21 protein-coding genes are annotated in these 23,645 nt (G+C 44.0%); 4 read left to right on the top strand and 17 right to left on the bottom strand.

What is annotated here, in order from left to right; translation table 11 throughout:
* Positions 1–196: 196 nt before the first annotated feature.
* The 12 genes from ACE04G_RS11925 to ACE04G_RS11870 all read right to left on the bottom strand — a co-directional run bounded on the left by ACE04G_RS11925 (position 197) and on the right by ACE04G_RS11870 (position 13,835).
* Positions 197–1,351, bottom strand: a complete 1,155-nt coding sequence (locus ACE04G_RS11925; RefSeq protein WP_221819153.1) for a copper amine oxidase N-terminal domain-containing protein — start codon at positions 1,349–1,351, stop codon at positions 197–199.
* A gap of 191 nt (positions 1,352–1,542) precedes the next feature.
* Positions 1,543–2,916, bottom strand: coding sequence for an ABC transporter substrate-binding protein (locus ACE04G_RS11920; protein WP_221819152.1), 1,374 nt, complete (start codon positions 2,914–2,916; stop codon positions 1,543–1,545).
* Positions 2,917–3,275: 359 nt separating this feature from the next.
* Positions 3,276–4,097, bottom strand: coding sequence for a carbohydrate ABC transporter permease (locus ACE04G_RS11915; RefSeq protein ID WP_221819151.1), 822 nt, complete (start codon positions 4,095–4,097; stop codon positions 3,276–3,278).
* Complete coding sequence (locus tag ACE04G_RS11910) at positions 4,094–5,059, bottom strand: carbohydrate ABC transporter permease (RefSeq protein WP_221819150.1); 966 nt, start codon at positions 5,057–5,059, stop codon at positions 4,094–4,096. The genes ACE04G_RS11915 and ACE04G_RS11910 overlap by 4 nt, the downstream gene beginning before the upstream one ends.
* Positions 5,060–5,402: 343 nt before the next feature.
* On the bottom strand, positions 5,403–7,220 hold the full coding sequence (locus ACE04G_RS11905; RefSeq protein WP_036669004.1) for an APC family permease: 1,818 nt from the start codon (positions 7,218–7,220) through the stop codon (positions 5,403–5,405).
* A 278-nt stretch (positions 7,221–7,498) separates the two neighbouring features.
* The gene (gene rhaD / locus ACE04G_RS11900) at positions 7,499–8,344 is read right to left on the bottom strand and encodes a rhamnulose-1-phosphate aldolase (RefSeq protein WP_221819149.1); all 846 of its coding nucleotides are present in this window, start codon (positions 8,342–8,344) and stop codon (positions 7,499–7,501) included.
* A gap of 436 nt (positions 8,345–8,780) precedes the next feature.
* Positions 8,781–9,302, bottom strand: coding sequence for a GNAT family N-acetyltransferase (locus ACE04G_RS11895; RefSeq protein WP_221819148.1), 522 nt, complete (start codon positions 9,300–9,302; stop codon positions 8,781–8,783).
* 946 nt (positions 9,303–10,248) lie between these two features.
* Positions 10,249–10,452 carry a hypothetical protein gene (locus tag ACE04G_RS11890; protein ID WP_221819147.1) on the bottom strand — a complete coding sequence of 68 codons (204 nt, stop codon included), beginning with the start codon at positions 10,450–10,452 and terminating at the stop codon, positions 10,249–10,251.
* A gap of 333 nt (positions 10,453–10,785) precedes the next feature.
* The gene (locus tag ACE04G_RS11885; protein ID WP_101314123.1) at positions 10,786–11,073 is read right to left on the bottom strand and encodes a hypothetical protein; all 288 of its coding nucleotides are present in this window, start codon (positions 11,071–11,073) and stop codon (positions 10,786–10,788) included.
* 191 nt (positions 11,074–11,264) lie between these two features.
* Positions 11,265–11,753: a DinB family protein gene (locus ACE04G_RS11880; RefSeq protein ID WP_221819146.1), complete on the bottom strand. Its 489-nt coding sequence runs from the start codon at positions 11,751–11,753 to the stop codon at positions 11,265–11,267.
* Positions 11,754–11,780: 27 nt separating this feature from the next.
* Positions 11,781–12,716: a helix-turn-helix domain-containing protein gene (locus ACE04G_RS11875; RefSeq protein WP_449004269.1), complete on the bottom strand. Its 936-nt coding sequence runs from the start codon at positions 12,714–12,716 to the stop codon at positions 11,781–11,783.
* A gap of 240 nt (positions 12,717–12,956) precedes the next feature.
* Positions 12,957–13,835 carry an AraC family transcriptional regulator gene (locus ACE04G_RS11870; RefSeq protein WP_405131608.1) on the bottom strand — a complete coding sequence of 293 codons (879 nt, stop codon included), beginning with the start codon at positions 13,833–13,835 and terminating at the stop codon, positions 12,957–12,959.
* A gap of 81 nt (positions 13,836–13,916) precedes the next feature.
* Between ACE04G_RS11870 and lacZ the strand changes: the two genes are divergently transcribed.
* Complete coding sequence (lacZ, locus tag ACE04G_RS11865) at positions 13,917–17,036, top strand: beta-galactosidase, LacZ type (RefSeq protein ID WP_449004270.1); 3,120 nt, start codon at positions 13,917–13,919, stop codon at positions 17,034–17,036.
* 151 nt (positions 17,037–17,187) lie between these two features.
* A complete protein-coding gene (locus tag ACE04G_RS11860) occupies positions 17,188–17,874 on the top strand; it encodes a hypothetical protein (protein WP_486094463.1) in 687 nt (228 codons plus the stop codon).
* 118 nt (positions 17,875–17,992) lie between these two features.
* On the opposite strand, the gene ACE04G_RS11855 is transcribed toward ACE04G_RS11860, so the two are convergent.
* From ACE04G_RS11855 to ACE04G_RS11835, 5 genes are all read right to left on the bottom strand, one after another.
* A complete protein-coding gene (locus ACE04G_RS11855) occupies positions 17,993–18,340 on the bottom strand; it encodes a hypothetical protein (RefSeq protein ID WP_449004272.1) in 348 nt (115 codons plus the stop codon).
* Positions 18,341–18,912: 572 nt separating this feature from the next.
* Positions 18,913–19,656 (bottom strand): NAD(P)-binding domain-containing protein, encoded by a 744-nt coding sequence (locus ACE04G_RS11850; RefSeq protein WP_449004274.1) that lies wholly within the window; start codon positions 19,654–19,656, stop codon positions 18,913–18,915.
* Positions 19,657–20,156: 500 nt separating this feature from the next.
* Entirely contained in the window at positions 20,157–21,275 is a 1,119-nt protein-coding gene (locus ACE04G_RS11845) for an IS110 family RNA-guided transposase (RefSeq protein WP_449004275.1), read from the bottom strand.
* A 123-nt stretch (positions 21,276–21,398) separates the two neighbouring features.
* Positions 21,399–21,635 (bottom strand): hypothetical protein, encoded by a 237-nt coding sequence (locus ACE04G_RS11840; protein ID WP_449004276.1) that lies wholly within the window; start codon positions 21,633–21,635, stop codon positions 21,399–21,401.
* A gap of 34 nt (positions 21,636–21,669) precedes the next feature.
* Complete coding sequence (locus ACE04G_RS11835) at positions 21,670–21,999, bottom strand: hypothetical protein (RefSeq protein WP_449004277.1); 330 nt, start codon at positions 21,997–21,999, stop codon at positions 21,670–21,672.
* Between the two features lie 842 nt (positions 22,000–22,841).
* Between ACE04G_RS11835 and ACE04G_RS11830 the strand changes: the two genes are divergently transcribed.
* Together ACE04G_RS11830 and ACE04G_RS11825 are read left to right on the top strand one after the other, a co-directional pair.
* Positions 22,842–23,162 carry a transposase gene (locus ACE04G_RS11830; protein WP_486094462.1) on the top strand — a complete coding sequence of 107 codons (321 nt, stop codon included), beginning with the start codon at positions 22,842–22,844 and terminating at the stop codon, positions 23,160–23,162.
* Between the two features lie 164 nt (positions 23,163–23,326).
* The coding region (locus ACE04G_RS11825; RefSeq protein ID WP_486094461.1) for an IS3 family transposase at positions 23,327–23,645 on the top strand (319 nt) is incomplete at its 3' end.

The raw sequence follows: 23,645 nt of genomic DNA, 5'->3' as shown, positions 1-23,645 counted from the left end.
TGTACGGATCAATTTAGATCACCACATTAACTGAGTATAAAAGAGAACTATTAAGCGCAAAATCAGTATGAGTTAATAGAATGTTAAAAAAAACCACAAGAACATCTCCAATTACTCTCAGAGACTTTCTTGTGGGATAATATAAAATATGAAAAATGATACTAATTTCACTTTTTCGAAATGTTACAGACGGTTTTCAATACACTTCTGTGTCTGGTGTCAAAGTAATATTACTTCCATAGGGTTCAATTAATCCTTGTTGCTCCAAGTACTGGTCAACGTATCGATCTGCATTCAGTGAAGTTGACCCGATCCAGTCTGAATATGTTTTTCCAAACATTTTATATAGTATGTCACTAGTATATTCATTACTTAATTCCCCAAAAACAGTATACAACTGTTTTACCGTATTTGTGTGTTTTTTCCCCTCTAAATCGGTCCATGTTACTTTTTTATTCAGATCTACCTTCCTTATATCCTTAGTATATATTTGTACATTTGACCCATTGATTTTGAAGTACACACGGATGCTTTTTTCGTAAGGATGACCCTTGAGAATGCTCCACCCTTTCATATCTCCAGTAGCTGGCACAGCATAAAGTTTCCCTTTTGTTGGAGTTGTTCCTGTTACACTGTTTTGTTTTTGAGGTTGTTCAATATTAATAGTCATTTTACCTTTACCAATGGATACTTGCATCTGCTTAGCTTTAGAGTTATAAGTCACAGTTCCACCCAGAGCATCTGAGAGAACAGAAGCAGGAAACAAAGTTACGCCATTTTGAACAAGCAGCGGGGACTTGAGAGTTAATGGCTCTCCATTTAACGTTGCTTTTGTTCCCGTTTTCGGGAGAGTTAGTTTCGTAGAACCAACTTTAATCTCGAAGGCGTCCTGTTGAGCAATGTAACTAACACTCCCTCCCAGTGCCTTGAATACCTCTTTCATCGGAACAAGAGTCACACCATTTTTTATGTATCCTCCATCAATTGCTTCATCCAAGCTACCTGAAATAGTAACTGATCTTTCAACATTTTCGACTTTAACAGTAATTGTTGAAGAACCTACACCTATTACCTTTACCATCCCAGTGCTCAGCACTTGAAGTATATGAGGTTCACTGATCGTATAATCTGTTTTTGTAAGACCTGTATTTCTTCTGTAGTATGGATCGTTATCGCTATGTATTGAATTTTCGTCATCATACACAACAACTATATTAAGATTAATCTTACCACCGACCGAAACTGTAGTATTAGGGATGAGTTCAATATCTTTAACTTTAAGTTCCTCCGCATAAACACTTGAAACAAACAACAACATAAATGCCATCATTAGAACCGTTACTCTTTTCATTCACTTGTACTCCTTCTTATTTTTATTATGTCTATTTCTCTCCATGATTCTATTTATTGGGATACCTTTTTGGCTTCCTACTTCTATTTTCGGAATCATTAACAAAAAATGTTAGTCTTTCTTTTTAGTAAAGTAAAATAAAAAAATTGAATGCAGCTTAATCACTGCATTCAACACTGATATGAATTAAATTATTTCTTCACCGTACTATTATATTGCGCAATCTTGTCTGTAATTTGTTTAGCTGCTGTATCCAATGCTTCCTGTGGTGTACCTTGTCCATTCAGGACGGTTTCAATCGCTCCTTCGACAAGTTGTCTCGCTTCCGGGAATACACCCATTAATGCCCCGGATGTTGCTGTCGAATCCGCAGAAGCGTGCAATTGATCGACTGCTGTCTGGAATTGCGGGTACTTCGCCATATTATCCTTTAATACTTGCTCATTGTAGGCTGCTGTCGTAATAGGGAAGTATCCTGTCGCAACACTCCAGTTCGCTTGTACCTCTGGTGTAGCCAAGTACTTGATGAACTCCCATGCCGCTTGCTGTTGTGCTTCGGATTTGTTGTTCATGATGTACAAGCTTGCTCCACCCACCACAACGCCGCCTTCTTTGGCATCCGCTGGACGAGGCAGGAAGCCTGTTCCCAGTTCAAACTTGCCACCTGAACCTTCTACGATTTTACGCAGGCCAGCCGTAGAATCCAGGGTCATACCGATTTGCTGAGCGGTAAATGCTGCTGTTGTATCGTCTGTGCTACGTCCCAGATTGGAGAGGGTTTTCTCGTCAATCATCTTTTTCCACCACGTTAATGTCTTCACTCCAGCTTCGGAGTTCAGCAGAGACTCTGTTGCTGCCTCAGTTCTTCCGTTTCCATTGTTTACATAATCTGCATTCTGGTTCGCAAAGAATTGTTCCATGAACCAGCCGTAGATCGCCATGGATGCACCTGGCTTACCGTCTTTCGCCAATGCTTTTGCCGCTTGCTCAAACTCTTCATACGTCTTTGGCGGGTTCTCCGGGTCCAGACCTGCAGCTTTGAACATATCCTTGTTGTAGTACAGGATCGGGTTCGATGTGTTAAACGGCATCGCGTTCAATTTGCCATCGATGGTGTAATATCTTATGATGTTTGGCTCCAGTTGGGACAGGTCAAACTGATCCTTGTCGATGAACTGTTGTACTGGCGTAATCATGCCCGAATCAATCATGAACTTGCTACCGATCTCGTAGACCTGGATAATGTCTGGACCGCTGTCTGAGCCCATGGATGCTTTGAGTTTGTTCAAGCTCTCATCGTACTTCCCTTGATAGATGGGTTTCACCTGAATGTCGGGGTGGCTAGCGTTAAAGTCGGAAGCGAGTTGGTTAATGGCTTTCTCCCCAGCGCCAGACATGGAATGCCACCACGTCAATTGTGTTGTTTCAGCTGCGGCCGCTTCTGCTGGTGCTCCACTTGCCGGACTGCTTGTTTCAGCTTTTGTTCCGCAAGCTGAAATGACCAACATGAGTGCAGCCAGCATTAATGCAAATGTACCTCTTTTTTTCAACCGAAATCTGTTCATAATCGCTCTCCTTTTATATGGCTCGCTTCAGAATAAATCTGGAGATTGACACGGCGTGGCCGTTACGGTTACGAATCGTTCTTCTGATTGCTGTTATCCCCGGATTTTTTTATATCCCCTTTTAGAGGGGAAAATCCGTGTATAAAGGCAAACGCTTTGCTTCTTCAGAATCGATTTCGTCCCCTCCACTACTACCGTGGTTTCTCTCTTAAGATCTTATTTCAAGACACGAGCCTTGTTTATTCGCTCCTGATAACCAAACCGTAGACCTTGTACGAAGATACAATGTTTAATCCAAAACCTTTAAAACTTCCACTTCCACTTCAATTTCAATTTAATAGTTGGAAACCTTACCCCTCTCACCCCTTCAGCGCGCCTGCGGCCATTCCGCGGACAAGCTGTTTCAACCCGAAGATCAATAACAGTAAGGATGGTAGAATGACCATGGCTGTTCCGGCAAATACCAGATTCCACGCTGTGGATTCCTGGAACTCCAGCATCGAGATTCCGATCTGTGCGGTTCTCATTTCCGGTGTGTTTGTCACCAGCAGCGGCCAGAGATACGAATTGTACATGCTAAGGAATGAATAGATTGCCAGTGTTCCAAGTGCCGGACGGGACAAAGGCAAGACATGCGATATGAAATAGCGAATATGACCACAACCGTCGATCCTCGCCGCCTCGAACAATTCCTTGGGTAGCTGCATGAAGAACTGTCTTAGCAGGAATGTACCAAACGCCGTTGCCAGAAACGGCACGGTAAGCCCCTGGTAACTATCCAGCCAGCCCCAGCTGCGAACTGTCAGATAGTTGGGGATCATCGTCACTTCCCATGGAATCATCATGGTTGCGACAAACATGCTGAAGATGACGTTTTTGCCTTTGAACTGCATTTTCGCAAAAGCATAGGCTGCCATACTCGCTGTAATCAATTGACCAAGCGTCGTTAGGCCAGCGACAAGGAAGGTATTGCCGATAAATCGGCCGATCGGAACGATATCAAATACTTCGCTAAAGTTGGACAAAACGATGGAATTTGGAATGATATGCGGCGGATAAGCGCTCGCATCTTCCGGCGTCATGACGGCCATGAAAAAGGTGTACATCACCGGATACAGTACAAGTGCTGCACAGATCGTCAGTAATACATACAACAGCGTTTTGGTCCATGTCGCACTCATTGGTAATGCACTTTCCTTTCTACCCATTTGAATTGGATCAGGGTCAGCAGCATAATTACCACGAACAGGATCAGGGCTTGTGCACTACCTGTACCAAAGCGGAAATTAACGAAGGCTTCCTGATAGATGGAATAGACAAAAACATTCGTACTGTCCATTGGGCCACCCCGGGTTAGAATGTTGATCTGACCGAACGATTGAAAAGCGCCAATGATCGATACGACCGTAACAAAAAATAATGTTGGTGACAGGAGCGGCATTGAGATTTTGCGAAAAGTAAGTACTGGACCTGCGCCGTCAATCTTGGCACTTTCATAGATCTCATCCGGGATGCCCGCCAAACCACTGGATAGAATAATGTAGTTGAACCCAAGATTCATCCAGATTGTCATGATGGAGATCGAGATTAACGCCCAATCCGGGCTGGTAAGCCAAGGAATTGGATCAATACCTACTTTGCCAAGCAGATAATTCAGCATGCCCAGGGTCGGATGGAATAGAAACTTCCAGATCACCGCTGACGAACCGACGGATAACACCACGGGCAGAGAAAATACAAATTGGAACACACGCATTCCCTTGAACCGGTTGTGAGTCAGTGCAGCCAAAATCAGAGCAGCCAACATACCCGTAGGCACTGTAAATAGCACAAATAGTAACGTCACTTTCATCCCTTGCATAAACAGTCCTGATTGGAACACGGCCTTGAAATTATACAGTCCTACATAAGCCGCAATCTGCCCCGTCGGATCTGTGGAATGCAGACTGAGATAAACAGACTTAAACATCGGGTAAAACAGAAACACTGCAAACAAAAGCAGCGATGGTGCCAGGAAACCATAGGCCAGCATATTCTCCCGCATTCGCTGCACACGCAGCGAGGCTGTACGACGCTCACTCGTACCGGATACGCGCCGTTTGGCGGCGGCGGGCAAGCTGATCCGGTTATCAAGCTCACTCATCGGATTTTCTTCCCCCTTGATTCACGCATTCAGTGTGTGTGAAATGTTACATCAACTTCAGCACCACGTTATCTAGTGTAAGAGTCGAATGTCACAACAAAATCTTTTCTGAATCAACGTAACGTTAATCATAGACAAGGGGCTTTACGCAAATGTGTATCCATTCGAAAGCGGTATCCAGACCGGATTTCATGACAAAAAACCGCAAGAACTCCCCTGTTTGGAGATGTCCCTGCGGTTTGATGTGTAAATGGAATATGAACGTTTGTCTATTAAAAAACGCGACTCATTTTACAATAATCTGTAAATCTTCCAACCCCGGTGAAGCGATTAACCGTTCGAGTTAACGATTAAGATGATATGGCACCGTGGTGACAATCACGTCTTTGTAATTGATCAGATAGGCCCGGATCATGAAGCTGGTCTGGTTGTGCAGTACATTTTGCCACCAGTGCTTGGTGATGAATTGTGGAATTAGAATGGTGATGTGATCGGTCTCGGCCGTTTTCCACTCTACGGTATCAATGAATTTCTTGAGCGGCCCCATAATGCTACGATACCTCGATTTGATCACGACCAGACGAACACCTGGATTCCACTCTTCCCACTTCTGCTCCATCTTGCGTATGGCCTCATCATCGAAGCCAATGTAGAGTGCGACCACGTGATCCGACATCGTCTGGGCGTAACTGATCGTATTCATGACAACCCGGGTAATGCCCGCAACAGGAATGACTATCGTATTGCCTTTCTTGGCTGGCTTATCGACCTGAATATCAATCCGCAGCTCATCTGCGATGTTGCAATAATGACGGTGAATACGCATGAACACATAAACAACGAGTGGCAAAAAGATAAAGATGACCCATGTCTGCGTGAACTTGGTGAAAATAAAGATCAGGGTAATCGATAATGTAGTCAGCATACCGACAGTATTGACCAGCAACTTCATCTGCCAGCCAGACGGCTTCACTTTGATCCAGCGAATCATCATACCGAGCTGTGACAGGGTAAATGGAATGAACACCCCTACCGCATAGAGCGGAATCAGGCTTTCCGTATTTCCTTTGAACCCAACCACCAGAAGCGCAGACATCACACTGAGAAAAATAATACCATTCGAGAAGCCAAGCCGGTCTCCTCTGACCATAAATGCATGCGGCATGTATTTATCCTTTGCCATCATGAAGGATAACAGCGGAAAAGCCGAATAAGCTGTGTTGGCTGCCAGGAACAGGATCAGTGCCGTTACACCCTGGATGATAAAATACATCGTGCCCCTGCCAAATGTTGCTTCAGCAATCTGGGAAATGACCGTTGCTTTGGGATCAGGCTTCACTCCGTACCCATAAGCCAGTAAGGTGATGCCGATGAACATGGCTCCCAATATACAACCCATGAGCAGTAACGTACCTGCGGCATTTTTCTCGGCAGGCTGCTTGAAGTTCGGGATCGCGTTACTTACCGCTTCCACGCCAGTCAAGGCCGAACAACCGGAGCTGAATGCTTTCAATAATAGAAACATACTCACATGGGATAGACTTGTTCCGAATTCAGGTGCAGCTGCTTCCATCCCCCCGGCAAGAAATTTGATTCCGCCCGAAATAATCAGAACCGCAATTGAAAAAATAAACAGATAGATCGGGATCGCCAGCACAGACGCTGACTCCGTTACTCCCCGCAAATTCATAATCGTTAGAAAAACTATCATAATGAGTGCAATCACAACACTGTAGTCATGCAGCATAGGAAAAGCCGACGTAATCGCATCCGTCCCTGCCGACGAACTTACCGCAACGGTCAAAATATAATCGACCAGCAGAGATCCTCCGGCAATCAGACTGGATGTTGTACCCAGGTTATCCTTGGCTACGATATAAGCGCCGCCCCCTGTTGGATAAGCAAATATCGTCTGGCGATATGAAAAAATTAAAATGACGAGTAATCCCAGCACGGCGATGGAAATCGGAACGGAGTACCACAGGGCGGCGAATCCGGCCGCAACGAGCACCAGCAAAATCTGTTCCGTACCGTAGGCAACGGACGATAGGGCATCCGAGGACAGGATGGCGAGTGCCTTCCATTTCCCCAATTTTTCTCCATCCAGTTCAGCCGATTTCATGGGCTTGCCTATTAAGATTCTCTTCATTTTGCCAAGCATGATCATAACTTCCTTCCGTCTCTCATCTGTGAAGCATTGTTATTATGCAAAATCGCAGAGCCATTGACAATACGTCATTTCACCCGAAATTCGCCAGCGCGTGATAATGCATTCTACGATTCAATAATCGATAACAAAGCCATTCTTGTTCAGCAATTTGAACTTTTTTGAACCAAAATGACGATTGTTCGCCAAAAAAAAGGAAATGGCCTTTGGTTCAATGAACCAAAGACCACTTCCTTGATTTATGCGTTGACTATATTGCAATAAAACATCCTTTAACTACCCAGAATGCCGGGACGAGGAGTAACACCAAACGCTTGTGCCAGTGTGGTCAGCTGCTCATCTGTAATTCTCTGCCGGATCTCGTGACCAGCAACCAGCATATACACTTGGGCTGCCTTCTCGATGGTTTCAATCAGACCAAAAGCCTCGTCAATCGTTGTGCCCGTTCCGAAGATGCCATGTTGCGGCCAGATCACCGCGTGGTATTCTTTCATTTTCTTAGCCGTTTCGCGCCCAATCTCATTCGATCCAGGGATCATCCAAGGAATAATGCCGATCCCATCCGGGAATACAACCACACACTCCGTGCACATCTGCCAGAGGGTCTTCGTGAATTTTGCCTCATCCAATTCGTGGATAAACGTCATCGCCAGCACATGAGTCGCATGATTGTGCATAACAACACGGTGGTTCGGGTCCAATTTCAGACGTTCAATATGGCTCATGAAATGCGTAGGTAATTCACTTGTTGGATTCGCCCCCGACTCCAATCCCCAGAGCACTTCCAGCTCCTGACCATCTTGCGATACACGCAGCAACCCCAGGTTGCTTTCGGGATCAGCGAGTACATTTTTGAAATATTTACCCGATGCTGTCACGATAAAATACTTGCCTGCCAGCTCTTGCACCGAAAACGCGGGTTTGATCTTGCGAATCACATGCTGGATATCGATATATTTGGCTACTTCCTCTTCCTCCAGCAGATAGCTGACATTACCACCATTGCGCTCATCCCAGCCATTTTTCCACATATGTTGAGTAATTTCAGCCATCTCACGGACAAATGGAATATGGAAACCTGCAGCCTGCGTTGTTTCATTGGTAAGGGTCACGTTCATGATCAATCTCTCCTTATATTGAAAATCAAATGGCTTGCCACGTACATAGTAAGTTCCTTATTTCACATTCATTATACCTTTGTTTATCTTTGATAGTCAATAATAAACACAGAAATATACTTTTATTTGTTTTTGTTTAGTTTTGTTTATTTGAAAATAAAACAAAAAAATACCCCACCGGCGCCCGGCGGGGTCAGTCACACATCTATTTAACACGAGAAGGGGTTTACAAGAGTTATCATACCTCTGCTACCTTAATAGAAGCTGAAAGCGAAATAAAAAAAGCATGAAACATATATCCTCTTTGGACAATAAAAAGGAGATAGACCTATGGCAGTCCTTTCTACAGGCCCGATTGAGAACAACATGGTATTCGGATCAAGACTCACCCAATCGCCTAACACGCAATCCCTGTCCTTCATTGGCCGGGGGTTTCTTATTTTCGCAGCATATACGATGGATGCATCTTCCCTGTCGGTTCATAGCGTTCATCACCTGTATACTCAAATCCCAGCTTGATCAAGATGTGACGTGACACTTCATTATCCGGATGATGCCCCGCAAACAGTGCCTTCACGTTCATTTTGTCAAAGGCATACGCAATCACCGCACGCGCTGCTTCCTGGGCATACCCTTTCCCCCAGTGATCCCGGGTTAGATGAAACCCCAATTCATAGATCTCCTCTTCAGGAGAATACGGACGCAGGCCACAGCAACCGACAAACACCTCCGACTCTTTCTCAAAAAGGGGCCAATATTGCACACCCGCTTCCTTCTGCCTTTGAATCTCCTGTGTCAATCGCGCTTCTACCTCATCCTCGCTCAGAAATCCCTTGCTGCTAATCCACTTGGCAACCTCATGATCGCCCCACAATGCAAACGCCAGCGCACGATCTCCTTCGTTCCAAGTCCCACATACCAACCGTTTGGTTTCAAATAAGATGGTCCTGTTCATCATCGACTAACCTCCTGTATGCCAACACCAGTCTGCGTGCCGCCTATACCTTAAATTAATCGAATGACCGCCAAAGTAAACAAGCCTGTATAAAGGCACTGTTAAAGTTTAAAGGTAATACGCATTTATTATTTACTCAACTTTCGCACTTAAAATAATGAGTCAACCCCCTTGTGGGCCTAAGAAGATTTAAACAGTACTGTTTCTAGTGACAAAAAAACACTTCTCTTGTTTGGTATCATGGAAGTGTGGATCAACCATAAAAAAGAAAGGTGTGTAAATGGGCTGTTTTTTGTCTACTACAAGAATGGATTTCTGGTTTACCCAGCTATATCAAGGTGATTTAAGCTGAGGAAGTTGAGTAACAATTTTATCAATATTCATTTCTTACTTTCAATTTACATCTTTTCTTAACTTCACCCCTTCTATCTTTTAATAAGGGGGTTCTAGGTTGGAACTAACGTCAATCTACAATTACTAACAGATCACAATTCATTTACTGTACCACAACCATAAGGTTGGCAAGTCTGAATTTTCGAAACAGTATTAATAAATCCAGTATAATCATGATATCTCCTGCTAATGCCTGTGGAGCGTAACTGAGATCTTCATAAATGGGTCTAACTTTTTTGATTGCATAATTCACTTCGCCGGTTTGCAGATTTTCATACTTTAATTGCTATCATCGACTTTTGTAATTTTCAACTCATCTTCTCCATTTGAATCGGTCGCAATATAGTAATTGTCATATTGAACTAATGTAGAACCATCTGTAAAAGTTACAGAATTACTGGTTGTGCTTTCAACTAATCTAAAGAGGCTTTTATCCACTTGTGACACTGGCAAAGAAGATGGTAAATCTACCTGATCCTGAGCAAAGGCTGGTCGTGAGATAGATGTAGAGAGCAGAACTCCCGCAAAAAATGTTTTAGAAATTTTTTCTTTACTTCTATTTCTTCTTTTTCCTGAAGAAATCGAACTTGATCACATAATCAAAAAGAGACGTAATTACAATAGCTCCAATTGGAATCAATAAATAAATCCAAAACGGATTATTTGGAGCTTCACCAGGGGGGGCATCAGTTAAAAAAACATAAAGAACAACACAATAAATTATGGCCACTACAATACCTGTTATGTTTCTATTTTTCATAGTTGTTTTCCACCTCTTGTTCATAGAAATTCAAAATATTATATTTCCCACCCAAATATACTATAACACACATTTGGAATAATTTACCTATTCTATCTATTACTTTATAATATCGATTGTAAAATACTAGATTCTGTGAAGCCAGATCTCCACTACATACGGCAACCTATGGCGGGTTATTTCTTTTATAATTTTAATTAGGAAGCGGCAAGTAATTTATTAACTTTTATTATCTCAAAATCCCCTTTTAAACCTATGTATATCCATTTTAAAAAAGAAGACCCCTGCCGACAAGATGTCCGACAGAGGCCATTCCATTCAAGTTCACACCAATTACAAATCTCCTACGGCGAATTGAATTGTTCCGGAAGCTGCGCCTCCAAGGTTAGCTAATAAGGCAAAAACCAGAACTCCACCTGCCGAAATGGTAAGACTGCTGTTTACAGGAACAACGTAAGTGACTACTGGTGCATTAACACGTGTGATCACGAGAGATACTGGAAAAGGTCCAAAGTTGTTCACTGTAGCGCTGGCATTGGTACCTCCAGCCAAGTTTTCATAGTAGGACTTGCCTACGCCGGCTGGAAGATTGTAAAACTGTTGTGGTAAAAGGATGGCCATTGAAATCACCTCCTTTTTGCTTTGATACGGTATTCTATGCTTGAAATCTATTAAAGCAACGGTGAATTACCAGCGTCATAATGTCCAATTTTGATAGACTTTATAGATTAATAGACGACTGTACGCAAAAAAGGCCCCACCGGACCATCCGGTAGAGCCAACTAAGCTTACTTTAAATATAACAAGTTTAATTACGCATACAGCATGAAAAAGTTCAGTTCATGGCCCTGCTGCTTGAGATAGTTATACAGCTGCGAACGGTGATGGAATACATGCGTTACCGTTTCAATCTGCCATTGAACCTGCAAGTGACCATGTTCCATATAAAAAGCTTTCGTTGAACGATTCAAAAAGTCATCTTCGCTCAATCCCGTGATATAGGCTTTGTAGGATTCGAAATTGCTCCATAACGTTGCTTCAAGCTTCTCGATATCCTCAATCCCCGACAGACTATTCTCCACCAGACCAACCTCAGCTTCACCTTTTTCCTGCATAATAGCAAGATCGGATGCGGTAATCTGGATAAAATGATGCACTAGCTCCACCAAAGAACGCATATTCTCCTGTGGACGATAAGACCACTCCTCCGAACGGATCAAGCGAATTAACGAAGCTCCCGTCCGTACGCCTGTTTCCAATTCATTTAACAAGTGATCCCGAATCTGCAATGTTCCATTCATATATGATGTCTCCCTTATCTTTTATTCTCACGACTTCAGTATAACCGAAGGTGCTACAGATCTATTGTACAAATCGGACAACATTCTGCCATACTCCCTGGCTGCTGTCAACGGAGTCTCTCCATAAAACTTGCGAAATTGCCGAATCAGATGGGCTTGGTCAAAAAATCCATGATTCTGGGCAAGCATTGCCCAGTCTGCCGTGTTCCCCTGATGAATATCACTCAGCACACGATGAAAACGAACCACCTCACTGAATCGCTTGGGGCTGATTCCGACCCATTCCGAGAACTTGCGATGCAACTGCCGTTCACTGATCACTTCACGCATCGCCAGCTCTTGGACACTCATACGTCCCCCATCTATAAAGATACGGTGCAGCACATTTTTCATCAGATCGTTCTCAGATGTACTTGCCTGCACCGACAGCGGACTCAAATACGCATTCATAACCTCTACTCGCTCTGCAAAACTATTCGTTTCGGCCATCCGTTCCTGAAGCTCATTCAGCTTCTCCGGCCAACATTCCTGAAGTGCAATTCGCTTATCCGTAAACCACTCCAGAGGCATGCCATGGAAGACATGCGCTCCACCCGGGAAGAACCGGACACCAAAGGTGTAGTCTCCAGCAGGGGAACCATCATCGGATGGCTCAGGCACAGCGAACGGCTGTGTATAATTGCCACAGTAAGCATAGGAGTGCTCTGAACAGACTGGGTCATATGTAATCAGCATGTCCGTGCAACCATCCGGCAATACCCGTGCAGGTACCGTTGTCATCGATCGCTCTGGACCTTCTCTCTTAGCAACATCCGCATATGTGTTCGGAAGAGATCCTGATTCCCAATAACAGGCCACATAAGCCATCAGACCGGCAGCAGGTATTTTCTCAACATAATAACTGTTAGGGTACGTTCCATTCATCTGAATAGGTTTAAACAACGGGTGCAAGCTGTGATCCACAATTCCATCCTCCGGTCACTAGAGTTGGTTACACATTATGTATTCATCTATCATACCACCAACCGAAGATATGAAGAAAAAAAGTGCCCTACCGGAGGACAATCCGATAGGGCCAGTCACACATCTATTTAACACGAGAAGGGGTTTACAGGACTTATCTTACCTTCCCAACCTTAATGGAAACTGAAATTAGGATGAATAACAGATCAAAATTCAAAATGAATACCAGCATTCAGACTTTCAATTCAGCCCGTGCAGTTTGCGAAAACGTTCTGGACTCATGCCTGTATGCCTTTTGAACATCGCACAGAAATAACTGGCATTCTCGTAACCCACCCGATCAGCAACTTCATATATTCGAAGCTCTCTCTCACTGAACATAAGTTGTTTGCTTCGATTGATCCGTTCCTGGTTCACGTAAAATACAGGTCTAGTATGGAGTGCCCTCTGAAAGAGCCTGCACAAATATTGGGGAGAGACCACAGCCACATCGGCCAGTTCCTTCAGGGAAAGTGAACGATCCAGATGCTCTGCGATATAACGCAGCACAGGCTTCAAACGCTCCAGTTCATCATTATAATTGGCTGATGCGATGAGTAGTGGCTTCAGATCCAGCAGAAGGGCATATAATTGTTTGGAGCATTCAACATCGTAATCTGCGTAATCCGTATCTCCTCCATTCTCTCCTCTAACCAGAAGTTGCTCCAGGCCACGCAGCAGCGTTGCTGTCCTGAGTCTGCATACGCGTGAGCCGGTTATCCCCGCATATGACAATAACTGGCTGGCCTCTCTCCCCTGAAACGAGACCCAAGCCAGCTCCCACCGATCACTGATGGGCATATATCGATGCGGGACATCAGGATACAGAAAGAAAACGTCACCCGGTCCAACGATATACTCGTCCTCTTGTATAATCAGTCTCCCCTGACCATGAATAATCTGGTGGATCTGATAATCCGGGAATCCCTCTGGACGCTCAGTTTCATATTGGTGTTCCCAGTAACCGACCGTGGTCATATAGATCGGCAGGCGAGCAGCTTCTTCTGTTTTACCAAAAAAAATCCGGGTATCCATCCAGTACACCACTTTCTCCATCGTTAGTTTCATATTGTGATACATATGGGCAATATTCTTTATTCTCTAAGTCATCATTCAATTCTATAATGACAATATTATAACATTTCAGAAGGAGTTGCTGTTATGCGAAAGAAACTGGTACACACCCCTCCGGCAAATGGATACCCGGAATGGAACAATAATCCCGAGACTTTTCAAGTAAACCGTCTACCCGCACATGCTTCTATGGTAGCGTTTCCATCTATAGCAGAAGCATTGTCCAATGATTCCAGCGCATCGCCATGGTACGAATCACTGAATGGTCAGTGGAAGTTTGCCTTTGCGGAAACACCGGAGCAACGGATTACATCCTTTTATGAGAACAACTATGATGCCAGTGAATGGGATGAGATCGCCGTTCCTTCCAACTGGCAGTTGCAAGGTTACGATTATCCCCAATATACAAATATGACGTATCCGTGGGTCGAGCGTGAGCCTGAACTGAAGCCACCATTTGCACCAACAACCTATAATCCTGTGGGTTCATATATCCGTACGTTTACTGTTCCTGCAGACTGGAAAGACCGGCCTGTCCTGCTGCACTTTGAGGGTGTTGAATCGGCCTTTTATGTATGGGTGAACGGGGAGCTGGTCGGTTATAGCGAAGACACGTTCACACCAGCAGAATTTGATATCACTCCGTATCTGACCGAAGGTGAGAACAAGCTCGCTGTAGAGGTATATCGCTGGTGTGATGCAAGCTGGCTGGAGAATCAGGATTTCTGGCGGTTAAGCGGAATCTTCCGTGGTGTATATTTGCATTCACCTTCACCAGTTCAGATCGCCGATTTCTTTGTTCGTACTGAACTGGATGACGCGTATCAGGATGCGGAGCTACTTCTGGACCTGAAGTTATTTAACCATAATGCCGCGCAGCCCCCTAGCGGATTGTCCGTTCAGGCGCAGCTCTATGATGCACAGCAGCAGACTGTACTGAAGCAACCCCTTACTGCGGCCGTTACTTTCCAGGGTGTGGATGAACTTTCATTCCAGTTGTCAGCAGAGGTTATCAATCCGCTTCTATGGAGCGCCGAGACCCCTCATCTATATACACTTGTGCTGTCCATTCAGAATGAATCGGGTGAAACACTGGAGGCTGTTCGCAGCCGGATCGGATTCCGCAAGTTTGAACTGAAGGACGGCCTGATGCAAATCAACGGTAAACGCATTGTGTTCAAAGGCGTCAATCGTCATGAATTTTCACCGGATACCGGTCGGGCTATTGGGCGGGAAGACATGATCCGTGACATCGAGCTGATGAAGTCCTATAACGTTAACGCGGTGCGTACATCCCATTATCCGAATCAGTCACTCTGGTACGAACTGTGTGATGAATACGGCCTCTATGTCATTGACGAAACGAATCTGGAAACCCACGGTACTTGGTACTATGGGCAAAAGGAAATGAATGAAAACAATATTCCCGCGAGTAAACCGGAATGGCGTAGTAATGTAATAGATCGCTGTAACTCGATGTTCCAGCGGGACAAAAACCATCCGTCTGTTATTATCTGGTCTCTGGGTAATGAATCCTTCGGCGGCGATAACTTCATCGCCATGTACGATTATCTGAAACAAGTCGATCCAACCCGTCTCGTTCATTATGAAGGCACCTTCCATTATCGCCCTTCTGATTCGGCAAGTGATATTGAATCGACAATGTATATCAGCCCACAAGATGTGGAGCAATACGCGCGCATGAAGGGTCCGAAGAAACCTTATATTATCTGCGAATACAGCCATGCCATGGGTAACTCCTGTGGAGGTCTGCATCTGTATTGGGAGTTGTTCGATAAATATGATGTGTTGCAGGGTGCTTTCATCTGGGACTGGGTCGATCAGTCCATTCGTACCACTACGGCAGATGGTGTAGAATATTATGCTTATGGCGGCGATTTCGGTGAATCCCCTCATGATGGCAATTTCTGCGGGAACGGACTGATTCTGGCCGATAAGACGGTTACACCGAAGCTGGAAGAAGTGAAGAAATGTTATCAGAACGTTCGTATGGAAACCGTTGATGTCAAAGACGGCCTGCTGCGCATCCGAAACCAGTTCCTGTTCACGGATCTGAGCGAATATTCGCTCGTATGGACAGTAACACACGATGGAAAGTCTGTAGAGAATGGCACGTTGGACATCGCGGTACCTCCTGGTGAATCGGCTGAAGTCCGCATCCCTTACACGCCATCGTCCGATCTGTTCCAGGAAGCAGTGCTGACTGTATCTCTGGTTACCAAAGTGGCAACCAAATGGGCAGGAGTAGGTCATGAGATTGCTTGGGATCAATTCGTGGTATCTCCGCGATTACGTCCAATCCAACCGGTACACCAAGGGCAAGGCAATGCGCTGCAGGTACAGGATCTGCAAGATGAATTGAAAGTGACTACAGGCCAAGCCAACTTGAGCTTCAATCCAGCCACTGGCGCGTTAACGTCCTATCAAATCAACAATCAGGAACAATTGCTCGCACCTGTTCGGCCAAATTTCTGGAGAGCCATGACAGACAATGATCTGGGGAACCGCTTGAATGAGCGTTCTGCGTTCTGGAGAGATGCTCACGCTACCAACAGATTAATTCGCTTCGAGCACCATGCAGACGAGCAAGGCATTCTCGTGACGACCGATTATACGTGGGTTCAACATCCGGGATGTACGCTGTCCATCACATACCGAATTGATGTGGATGGTATATTGGAAATCAGTCAAACCCTTATTCCAGGCGTAGACTTACCTGATCTACCGGAATTCGGTATGCTGATGCAACTGAATAACAGTCTGGATACGATATCCTGGTTCGGCAGAGGACCGCATGACAACTACGCAGACCGTCTGACCAGTGCACGTCTCGGTTATTACACAGGTGCGGTTCGAGATCAATTTGTTCCATATCTGAAACCACAAGAGTGTGGTAACAAAATGGATGTACGCTTTGCTGAAATTACGTCAGCGGATGGTCAGCTTGGCCTTCATGTTGAAGCCACCATACCATTTGAAATTAATGCGTTGCCGTGGACACCGGAGGAACTGGAAGCAAACGACCATGTGTACAAATTACCTCAAAGCACGCAGACTGTCGCTCGCATCAATTACAAACAAATGGGTGTTGGCGGAGATGACAGCTGGGGAGCACGTACCCACGCTGAATACACCTTGCCAGCCAACCGCGCGTATCACTTCACCTTTACGGTAAGACCTGTATAACACCAAGCAAGCACTGCTGGCAGTATGCCGGCAGTGCTTTTTTTGTTGGGGCAGTGGGTAGTGAGAGTTTGAAGTTTTCCATGGGAACATTATAATGAATGAGGTGCAAGAAAGATTTTTTCCAGCTATTACTCTATTACGAGGTGAGAATTTGCAATATCTGTTTACCACTCTCTTCATTCTTGGCTTTATTACTTTTGTGGGATTTCTTATTCTGATGATCTTATCTATTCGCAAAGGTAATAGGTTGCCGATCAGATATATTTTTCTAACGACGGCCTGTTTTGCGATTGCTTTAATAGGTTTGTATGGGACGCTGACTTTATCTTCGAACTCTACTCAGTCTGAAATAGATCAGACCCCTTCATCCCAGATTAAACTCTCTGGCTTCCACATGACTGCCGATGAATTTAAAAACAAGTTTAATGGCGCTGTAGGCAAATACCGACTGCATGGTTTGAGTATTACCCGCTTGAATTTACTGGACTCTTCCGAGCAGGGCACTGGCTCTTTCGAGTATGTATTTAATGACGAATTGCGCTTGGTTGGTGCAGTGAATGCAGATGAGAGCATACAGGAAGTCAGGTTATACAGAACTGGTGATACGCGTAAACCAACAGGTGGAATTCTTTTGACTGCTATCGCCACACTCATTCTCACAACCAATAGTGAGTACTCGTATAACGATGCACAAGATGTCATCCAGGATATCGGACTATTGGATCGCGATGTGAATCAGCCTGATTTTGATGGAAGGACGGTTCGCAACGGATTGGAATATCGCTTCAGCGTACAGGATCATGATCACTCGATTTTCAAAATAACTGTTGAGAAATGAGATGCGATTGTGCAAAAAGGCCGCTCCATGAAGGAACGGCCTGACGTGTGATAAGTACTATAGGAGTGATTCAGTAATTGCCACCAAACCAATGATGAACACCTCCCGAATGCGAGAGTTACTCAAAAGTTACAATCTCGCTCTGATTGTTCCAACTCATTCTAAAGGTAATTGGGTCTTTCGTTTTCTCCGCCTCAGTAACCGTTCCCGACATACTGAATGGTACCCCTTGTTCTTCAAGCGCTTTCCCCTGTTGTTCTATATTATTGCCGGTAAGGTCAAACACAAAATCTTTTATACGCTTTTCATCACCTATATAAGTAATACTATAGCTCCCTGTTGATCTCTGTAGAGAAACATCCCAGTTATCGCTCTTTCCGTGTAACCTATCATCCGCACCACAAGCTGACAAAATAGATACAATTAATATAATACAAAGAATCAATGGTAATTTAAATAGTTTCATAAAATCCCTCCTTTTAGGAATATACCCAAAAATGTGAGTTATGATATTCGCTAATCATTCCTGATATCTAATCTATATAAGTTGAACTAAAGTTATTTACACAGACACTACGATGACAGAATAACCTTCCAATCGCTGTTATCCCCAGATTTTTTTGATTCCTTTTCCGAAGGGGAAAATCCGGGGATAAAGGCGAACGCTTTGCTTTTCCAGGTTTTTTCTGTCCTCTCCGTTATCGTGTAAATGATTAGTTCAATTTATATAGTTTAATGTGACTTACCTTTGATATGACTAACGATTTTCTGAGCATCGTATTTAACCCATCCCAACAGTGCTGAACCCCGTGATGTTTGCCAAGGTAGCCCTACAAAGTACAGTCCAGCAACCGGTGATACACCTCTCTCGTGTATAATTACACCTTGGGAATCCAAAGCAGTATTGATATCGATCCAACTATCATTTCGCTTAAACCCAGTCACCCAGATAATATTGTCTATTCGTGTCTCACTACCATCCTCATATAGGATGCGGTCATCTATTGCATTAATGGCACGTGAGCGCATGTTAACTTTTCACTGGGTCATCAATTCTTTAAACTCGTAGCCATAGACGTATTCAGGCTGATTTCGCAACCATTTTCCAACCATACGATCTGCACTTGCACGTAATATTCCGAGCTTTTCAAAATACCAGAATATACTTCGTTTCAGAATATGCAAAGGCCTAAAGGTAATATTTCGAGCTATGGATATGTATACGGTTTGTTGTTCATCTGATGTTAACTCTACAGCGATTTGAGCACCTGAATTGCCTCCGCCTACAACTACTGTTGTTCCAGGAAGCAATTGAGAGATATTTTTATACTCTGATGAATGAAGCTGAATTACACTCTCGGATAATGATTTCGTAAAATGAGGAACATTCTTGGTCTGGAAAGGCCCCGTGGCAACGATAATATTGCGCGCTTCAATTATTCCATCATTGGTTTCAGCATAGTACACCTCATCTTGCTTCGTGAGACGGGAGATTTCACAGTTTAACTTTATTGGAAGCTCCATTTGTTTAGCATAGTTTTCAAAATAATCTGCAATTTCATCTTTGCTTGGCAGGCTATTTTCATTTCCACTAAGCGGCATTCCAGGTAACCCATCATACATTCGTGGGGTACAAAGACGCAAGGAATCGTACCGTTTACGCCAAGATTCCCCAACAGTTGAGGCAGCGTCAACGATTAAAAAGGTTAACCCCGACCTCTGAAGATAGTAACCTGCTGCCAAACCTGCTTGCCCAGCTCCGATAACCAATACATCGTACATATGTATCATCCCCAATATCGTTTTATGTATTAATATATGATCACTTGTTCATATGTTTATTTTACTTAACAACTGTCTGTTTAGCAATAGAAGAAAACATCAACATTAAAAAGACTCCCTCATGGGAGCCTTTACTCATTGCAGCGTAGGTTGCATGTAACGTAACTTTGATCCTAAGTAAGATATGTTCTTTTTTTCGTTGCTATGAACGTTTTTGTCAAGCCCAGCACAAAAAGCTGCTTTTCTCCGAAGCCCTAAGCGCGGGAGTCCATATGCGAGCGACGGTTGGCACGCTGCTATCCGTGGGTTGGTTACCACATGGTATGCCTTCGTCAAGGAGAGCGGTTACAAGCTAGCCACGCACGTTCAGCCCCTTACAAGCCTAGTGCAAACGAATCTCGTACATTCTCTCCTGAACCTTCCATGAACTCCCGGGCCTAAGGCTTCGATTTTTCCCTTTTTCCTTTTAAACCATCCGTCTCTTCAAGATGAAAAACAGATTACTGAGCGTTCGGTAGCTCTAATGTTCGGGCAACTGCCCAAATAAACCCGGTCAGTTCCCTGGCCACTGCGGTGACCGCGACATTTTTGTGCTTGTTCAATCCATAAACTAAACGGCGAAATTTTCGATGCAGCCTTTCCTGGGCTTTCCATGAAATAAGCTGTATGTCCGCAGGCAGACCTTCCAAACGGCGGGCCAAGTCCCCTTTAATCGCAGGCCGATGGCGGTAACTCCATGACGATTCAATCAAGGTGCGACGCAATCGTCCATTTCCTGCTTTGGTGAGCGAGCCACGTTGGGTACGGGCTCCAGACGAATGCTCACGTGGAACCAGACCTAAGTAAGCCATGAGCTGAGCAGGGGAACGGAACCGAGCAAAGGAACCGATCTCCGCAGCAAGCGTGACCGCTGTAAGAAACCCAATACCACGCAGAGACTGTAAAATCTGAATCAAATCGGCTTTGGAACTGGTCGCCTCCTCTTCAATCAAGGCTTTTTCCAGTCGACCGATGCGTTGCTCAATCTCTTCCATGGCATGAAGATACTCTGTAAACGCGATCTGCATGGGTGCATGCGGGAACGTCAGTTGTCCAAGCCATACGCGATATTTTTTCGTCCAGCGACGTTTGATATTCTCCGGTGGATGGATCTGGTGGCGCAGTAAGAACTTGAGTACACGTTGACGGGCCCGGTGAGCATCTTCTTTCGCCGATTCGCGTGCACGAACCAATTCACGCAATGCCTCATCTTCACGTGCTGGAACGTAAATCGGCGTAAGTTCGCCTGCACGGAATAGACGTGCCATTTGCTCGGCATCTCGTAAATCTGTTTTCACATGATCGCCGGAGCGTTTCGGGATGAGTGAAGGGGCAATGACGACACAGGTGGCTCCCATGGATTCGATCCAGCGGTAGGTTTCATAACCTGTAGGACCAGCCTCATAACAAAACGACAGGGAGCTCGCCGGACCCAGTTCTTTGATGAGCTTGCGTAAGGCAGCAGGCGTATGAGCAATGGTTCCGTAATACCGCGGCTTGTCTTGACCCTCGTCAGCAATAGCGACAGAAATTTTTTCTTTGGATACATCTAAACCGATGAATTTTGTGGTAGACTTCATAGGGATAGCTCTCCTTTGCTGTGTAGCTCTGAAATGGTGATTCTTACTTTCCATTTTAACCTACGATGTGAAGCAATATGGAGGGCTATTTTTGCGGTTACGTTCATCATAGCTAGTTAGTTATTACCTGGTGTATCGATCAATGTCATCGATCGCAGATTGGTGCTCTCTTCTATGATGGTCTTCATGCTGACGAACGTCGTTCTTTAACTTTGCTAAGAAACCCCATCCCATAAAGGCAAGTAAAAGCACGGTAATCAGTGCATAAGCAAAGCTATATAGATTCATAATAAAGTTGATAAAAATTGCAGCGAGCATCAAACCCAGAATCAACAATGTCCACTTTGTACCCTTTCTCAAATCATTTCCTCCTCCTTTAGAGTAAATTCCCGAATCATTTATAAGCATCAGTTCCCAGAGAAACATCTAATGTGCCAGACATCCCTTGCGCAGAAGAGGTACTCACATAATACCAACCCGTCGACAACGCTTTATCACTATAGTATGTATGCTCTTTTCCATCTGCTGGGACACTGCCGGACGTTATCTTGGTTCCACTAGTAGATCCTTCATTGATCGTAAACGTGAAGTGTTTCGAACCCGTGTTTTTAAAACTCACTTTCACATAACCCAATCCTGCCGGAATATCAAACCGATGCGTATTTGTAGTACCTGCGAAATCCTCATTATTGATTACTGTTAATGTCGTTGCTGGAGTCACCATTCATTTTATATGTTTCATAATGATAACCTCCAAAAGTTATGTCTATAATTCAATAGATAGAGAACATAACTCATAAAACCCCCAATTTAAACTAATCATATATGAATATATTATATAGTAAAAGTGACTCCCGTTAGCATCATGTCAACGGGAGTCACTTTTACGATGTCTCTGGATATCAGTCTACTATTCGTTCTTTAGCGTTTTGCAATGCATAACGCACAACCTTTTCAAGAGCAACGATACTCGCTTTAATCATATTGATCCACTCTAATAAATCCTTAATAATTTATAAAATTAACCCTCCATTCTACTCAATTAATTCTGGCCATACGGTACAGCCATTCTCTATTACGAAACTTTTTCCGATGGTCAGAAAATTTTTGCAAAGTGCAGGGTATTTCTATTACTATTCTGTACTAGTCAACTCGATATTTGTTTCAGAAATCTGATTTTGATAATTTTAACGGTTCACTAAAAGCCAGTGGAAAGTATGGCGTAAAGTGAATAATCTACTCCTACCTTTATATAAACTCCATCTAGTGATTGTCGGAGCCTTTGTCAATTCCAATGTAATGTAATTATTTAAACTCACTCTTTTAAGAGGCATATGACAAAGATGACAATAAGGATATTTTAATTATCCTCCATTTTTTCTCTTTTGAGTCCATTCTTTTCTCTAAATCGCTTAATCGTTGTTCATTATCCATAATAATGCACCTTCTTTATTATAAAAAAACTAAACTACCACCTATTATTGGTATTATCCCCTTTAAATAGACACTCAAAAAAACCTTCATGTTATCATGAGGGTTCAGGTGACACTTGGAGGGGATATTTTTATGATCAAAAAAGGACAAACATTTCAGACGTATACCGAAGAATTTAAATTGAATGCGGTTAGATCCTATGTCGAAGGGTCTTCAAGTTATAAAGTGGTAGCTGAACGCGAAGGAATTCGAAACTGTTCACAACTGAAGGTGTGGGTGAAAAAGTGGAAAAACGGGGAATCGTTCGATGAGCGAAAAAACAATGTTCCGAATCCAATGAAAGGACGTCCCCGTACTGCCTTTAGCAGTGTAGAAGAAGAACGTGACTACCTTCAAGCACAGGTGGATTATTTAAAAAAGCGGTATCCAAATCTAGTAAAGGAGAAGCGCTGAGCCAACGGGAGAACTACGATATCATTGACGAATTGCGCTGCTCGCATAGCATTACACGCCTATTATCGATTACAGGAATACCCCGTTCCAGTTATTACAAATGGCGAGCAACACAGCCGCAGCGAGACGCAAGACAAGACCGTGATCGTGAGATCAAAGAACACATGATGGCTATTCATTTTGCAAACCGAGAGTTTGGTTATCCTCGCATGACAACGGCGCTCTGGGAGGCTGGTCTGAACGTTAATCACAAGAAAGTATGGCGAATCATGCGGGAACTATCGATCCAATCGGTCATTCGTAAGAAGCGGAAGAAGTCCAGCTATACGCCATCTGTGATTTATCCGAATCGCCTGAAGCGCAAATTTCATGCCACAGCCCCCCAGCAAAAAATGGTGACGGATATTACTTATATTTCGGATGGAAACACATTCGTTTATCTGTCTGTCATTCAAGACTTGTTCAACAACGAAATTGTAGCTT

Source organism: Paenibacillus sp. AGC31 (assembly GCF_057334655.1).
The sequence above is the reverse complement of the archived record's forward strand: the minus strand, read 5'-3'. Positions and strand labels throughout refer to the sequence as shown.

Coding starts and splice junctions, on each gene's coding strand:
- ACE04G_RS11850 (WP_449004274.1), bottom strand. CDS start 19,656: ATGTACGATGTATTGGTTATCGGAGCTGGGCAAGCAGGTTTGGCAGCA.
- ACE04G_RS11910 (WP_221819150.1), bottom strand. CDS start 5,059: ATGAGTGAGCTTGATAACCGGATCAGCTTGCCCGCCGCCGCCAAACGG.
- ACE04G_RS11895 (WP_221819148.1), bottom strand. CDS start 9,302: ATGATGAACAGGACCATCTTATTTGAAACCAAACGGTTGGTATGTGGG.
- ACE04G_RS11855 (WP_449004272.1), bottom strand. CDS start 18,340: ATGAAACTATTTAAATTACCATTGATTCTTTGTATTATATTAATTGTA.
- ACE04G_RS11830 (WP_486094462.1), top strand. CDS start 22,842: ATGATCAAAAAAGGACAAACATTTCAGACGTATACCGAAGAATTTAAA.
- rhaD (WP_221819149.1), bottom strand. CDS start 8,344: ATGAACGTGACCCTTACCAATGAAACAACGCAGGCTGCAGGTTTCCAT.
- ACE04G_RS11915 (WP_221819151.1), bottom strand. CDS start 4,097: ATGAGTGCGACATGGACCAAAACGCTGTTGTATGTATTACTGACGATC.
- ACE04G_RS11835 (WP_449004277.1), bottom strand. CDS start 21,999: ATGGTGACTCCAGCAACGACATTAACAGTAATCAATAATGAGGATTTC.
- ACE04G_RS11845 (WP_449004275.1), bottom strand. CDS start 21,275: ATGAAGTCTACCACAAAATTCATCGGTTTAGATGTATCCAAAGAAAAA.
- ACE04G_RS11870 (WP_405131608.1), bottom strand. CDS start 13,835: ATGTATCACAATATGAAACTAACGATGGAGAAAGTGGTGTACTGGATG.
- ACE04G_RS11920 (WP_221819152.1), bottom strand. CDS start 2,916: ATGAACAGATTTCGGTTGAAAAAAAGAGGTACATTTGCATTAATGCTG.
- ACE04G_RS11885 (WP_101314123.1), bottom strand. CDS start 11,073: ATGGCCATCCTTTTACCACAACAGTTTTACAATCTTCCAGCCGGCGTA.
- lacZ (WP_449004270.1), top strand. CDS start 13,917: ATGCGAAAGAAACTGGTACACACCCCTCCGGCAAATGGATACCCGGAA.
- ACE04G_RS11890 (WP_221819147.1), bottom strand. CDS start 10,452: ATGAAAAATAGAAACATAACAGGTATTGTAGTGGCCATAATTTATTGT.
- ACE04G_RS11880 (WP_221819146.1), bottom strand. CDS start 11,753: ATGAATGGAACATTGCAGATTCGGGATCACTTGTTAAATGAATTGGAA.
- ACE04G_RS11905 (WP_036669004.1), bottom strand. CDS start 7,220: ATGCTTGGCAAAATGAAGAGAATCTTAATAGGCAAGCCCATGAAATCG.
- ACE04G_RS11925 (WP_221819153.1), bottom strand. CDS start 1,351: ATGAAAAGAGTAACGGTTCTAATGATGGCATTTATGTTGTTGTTTGTT.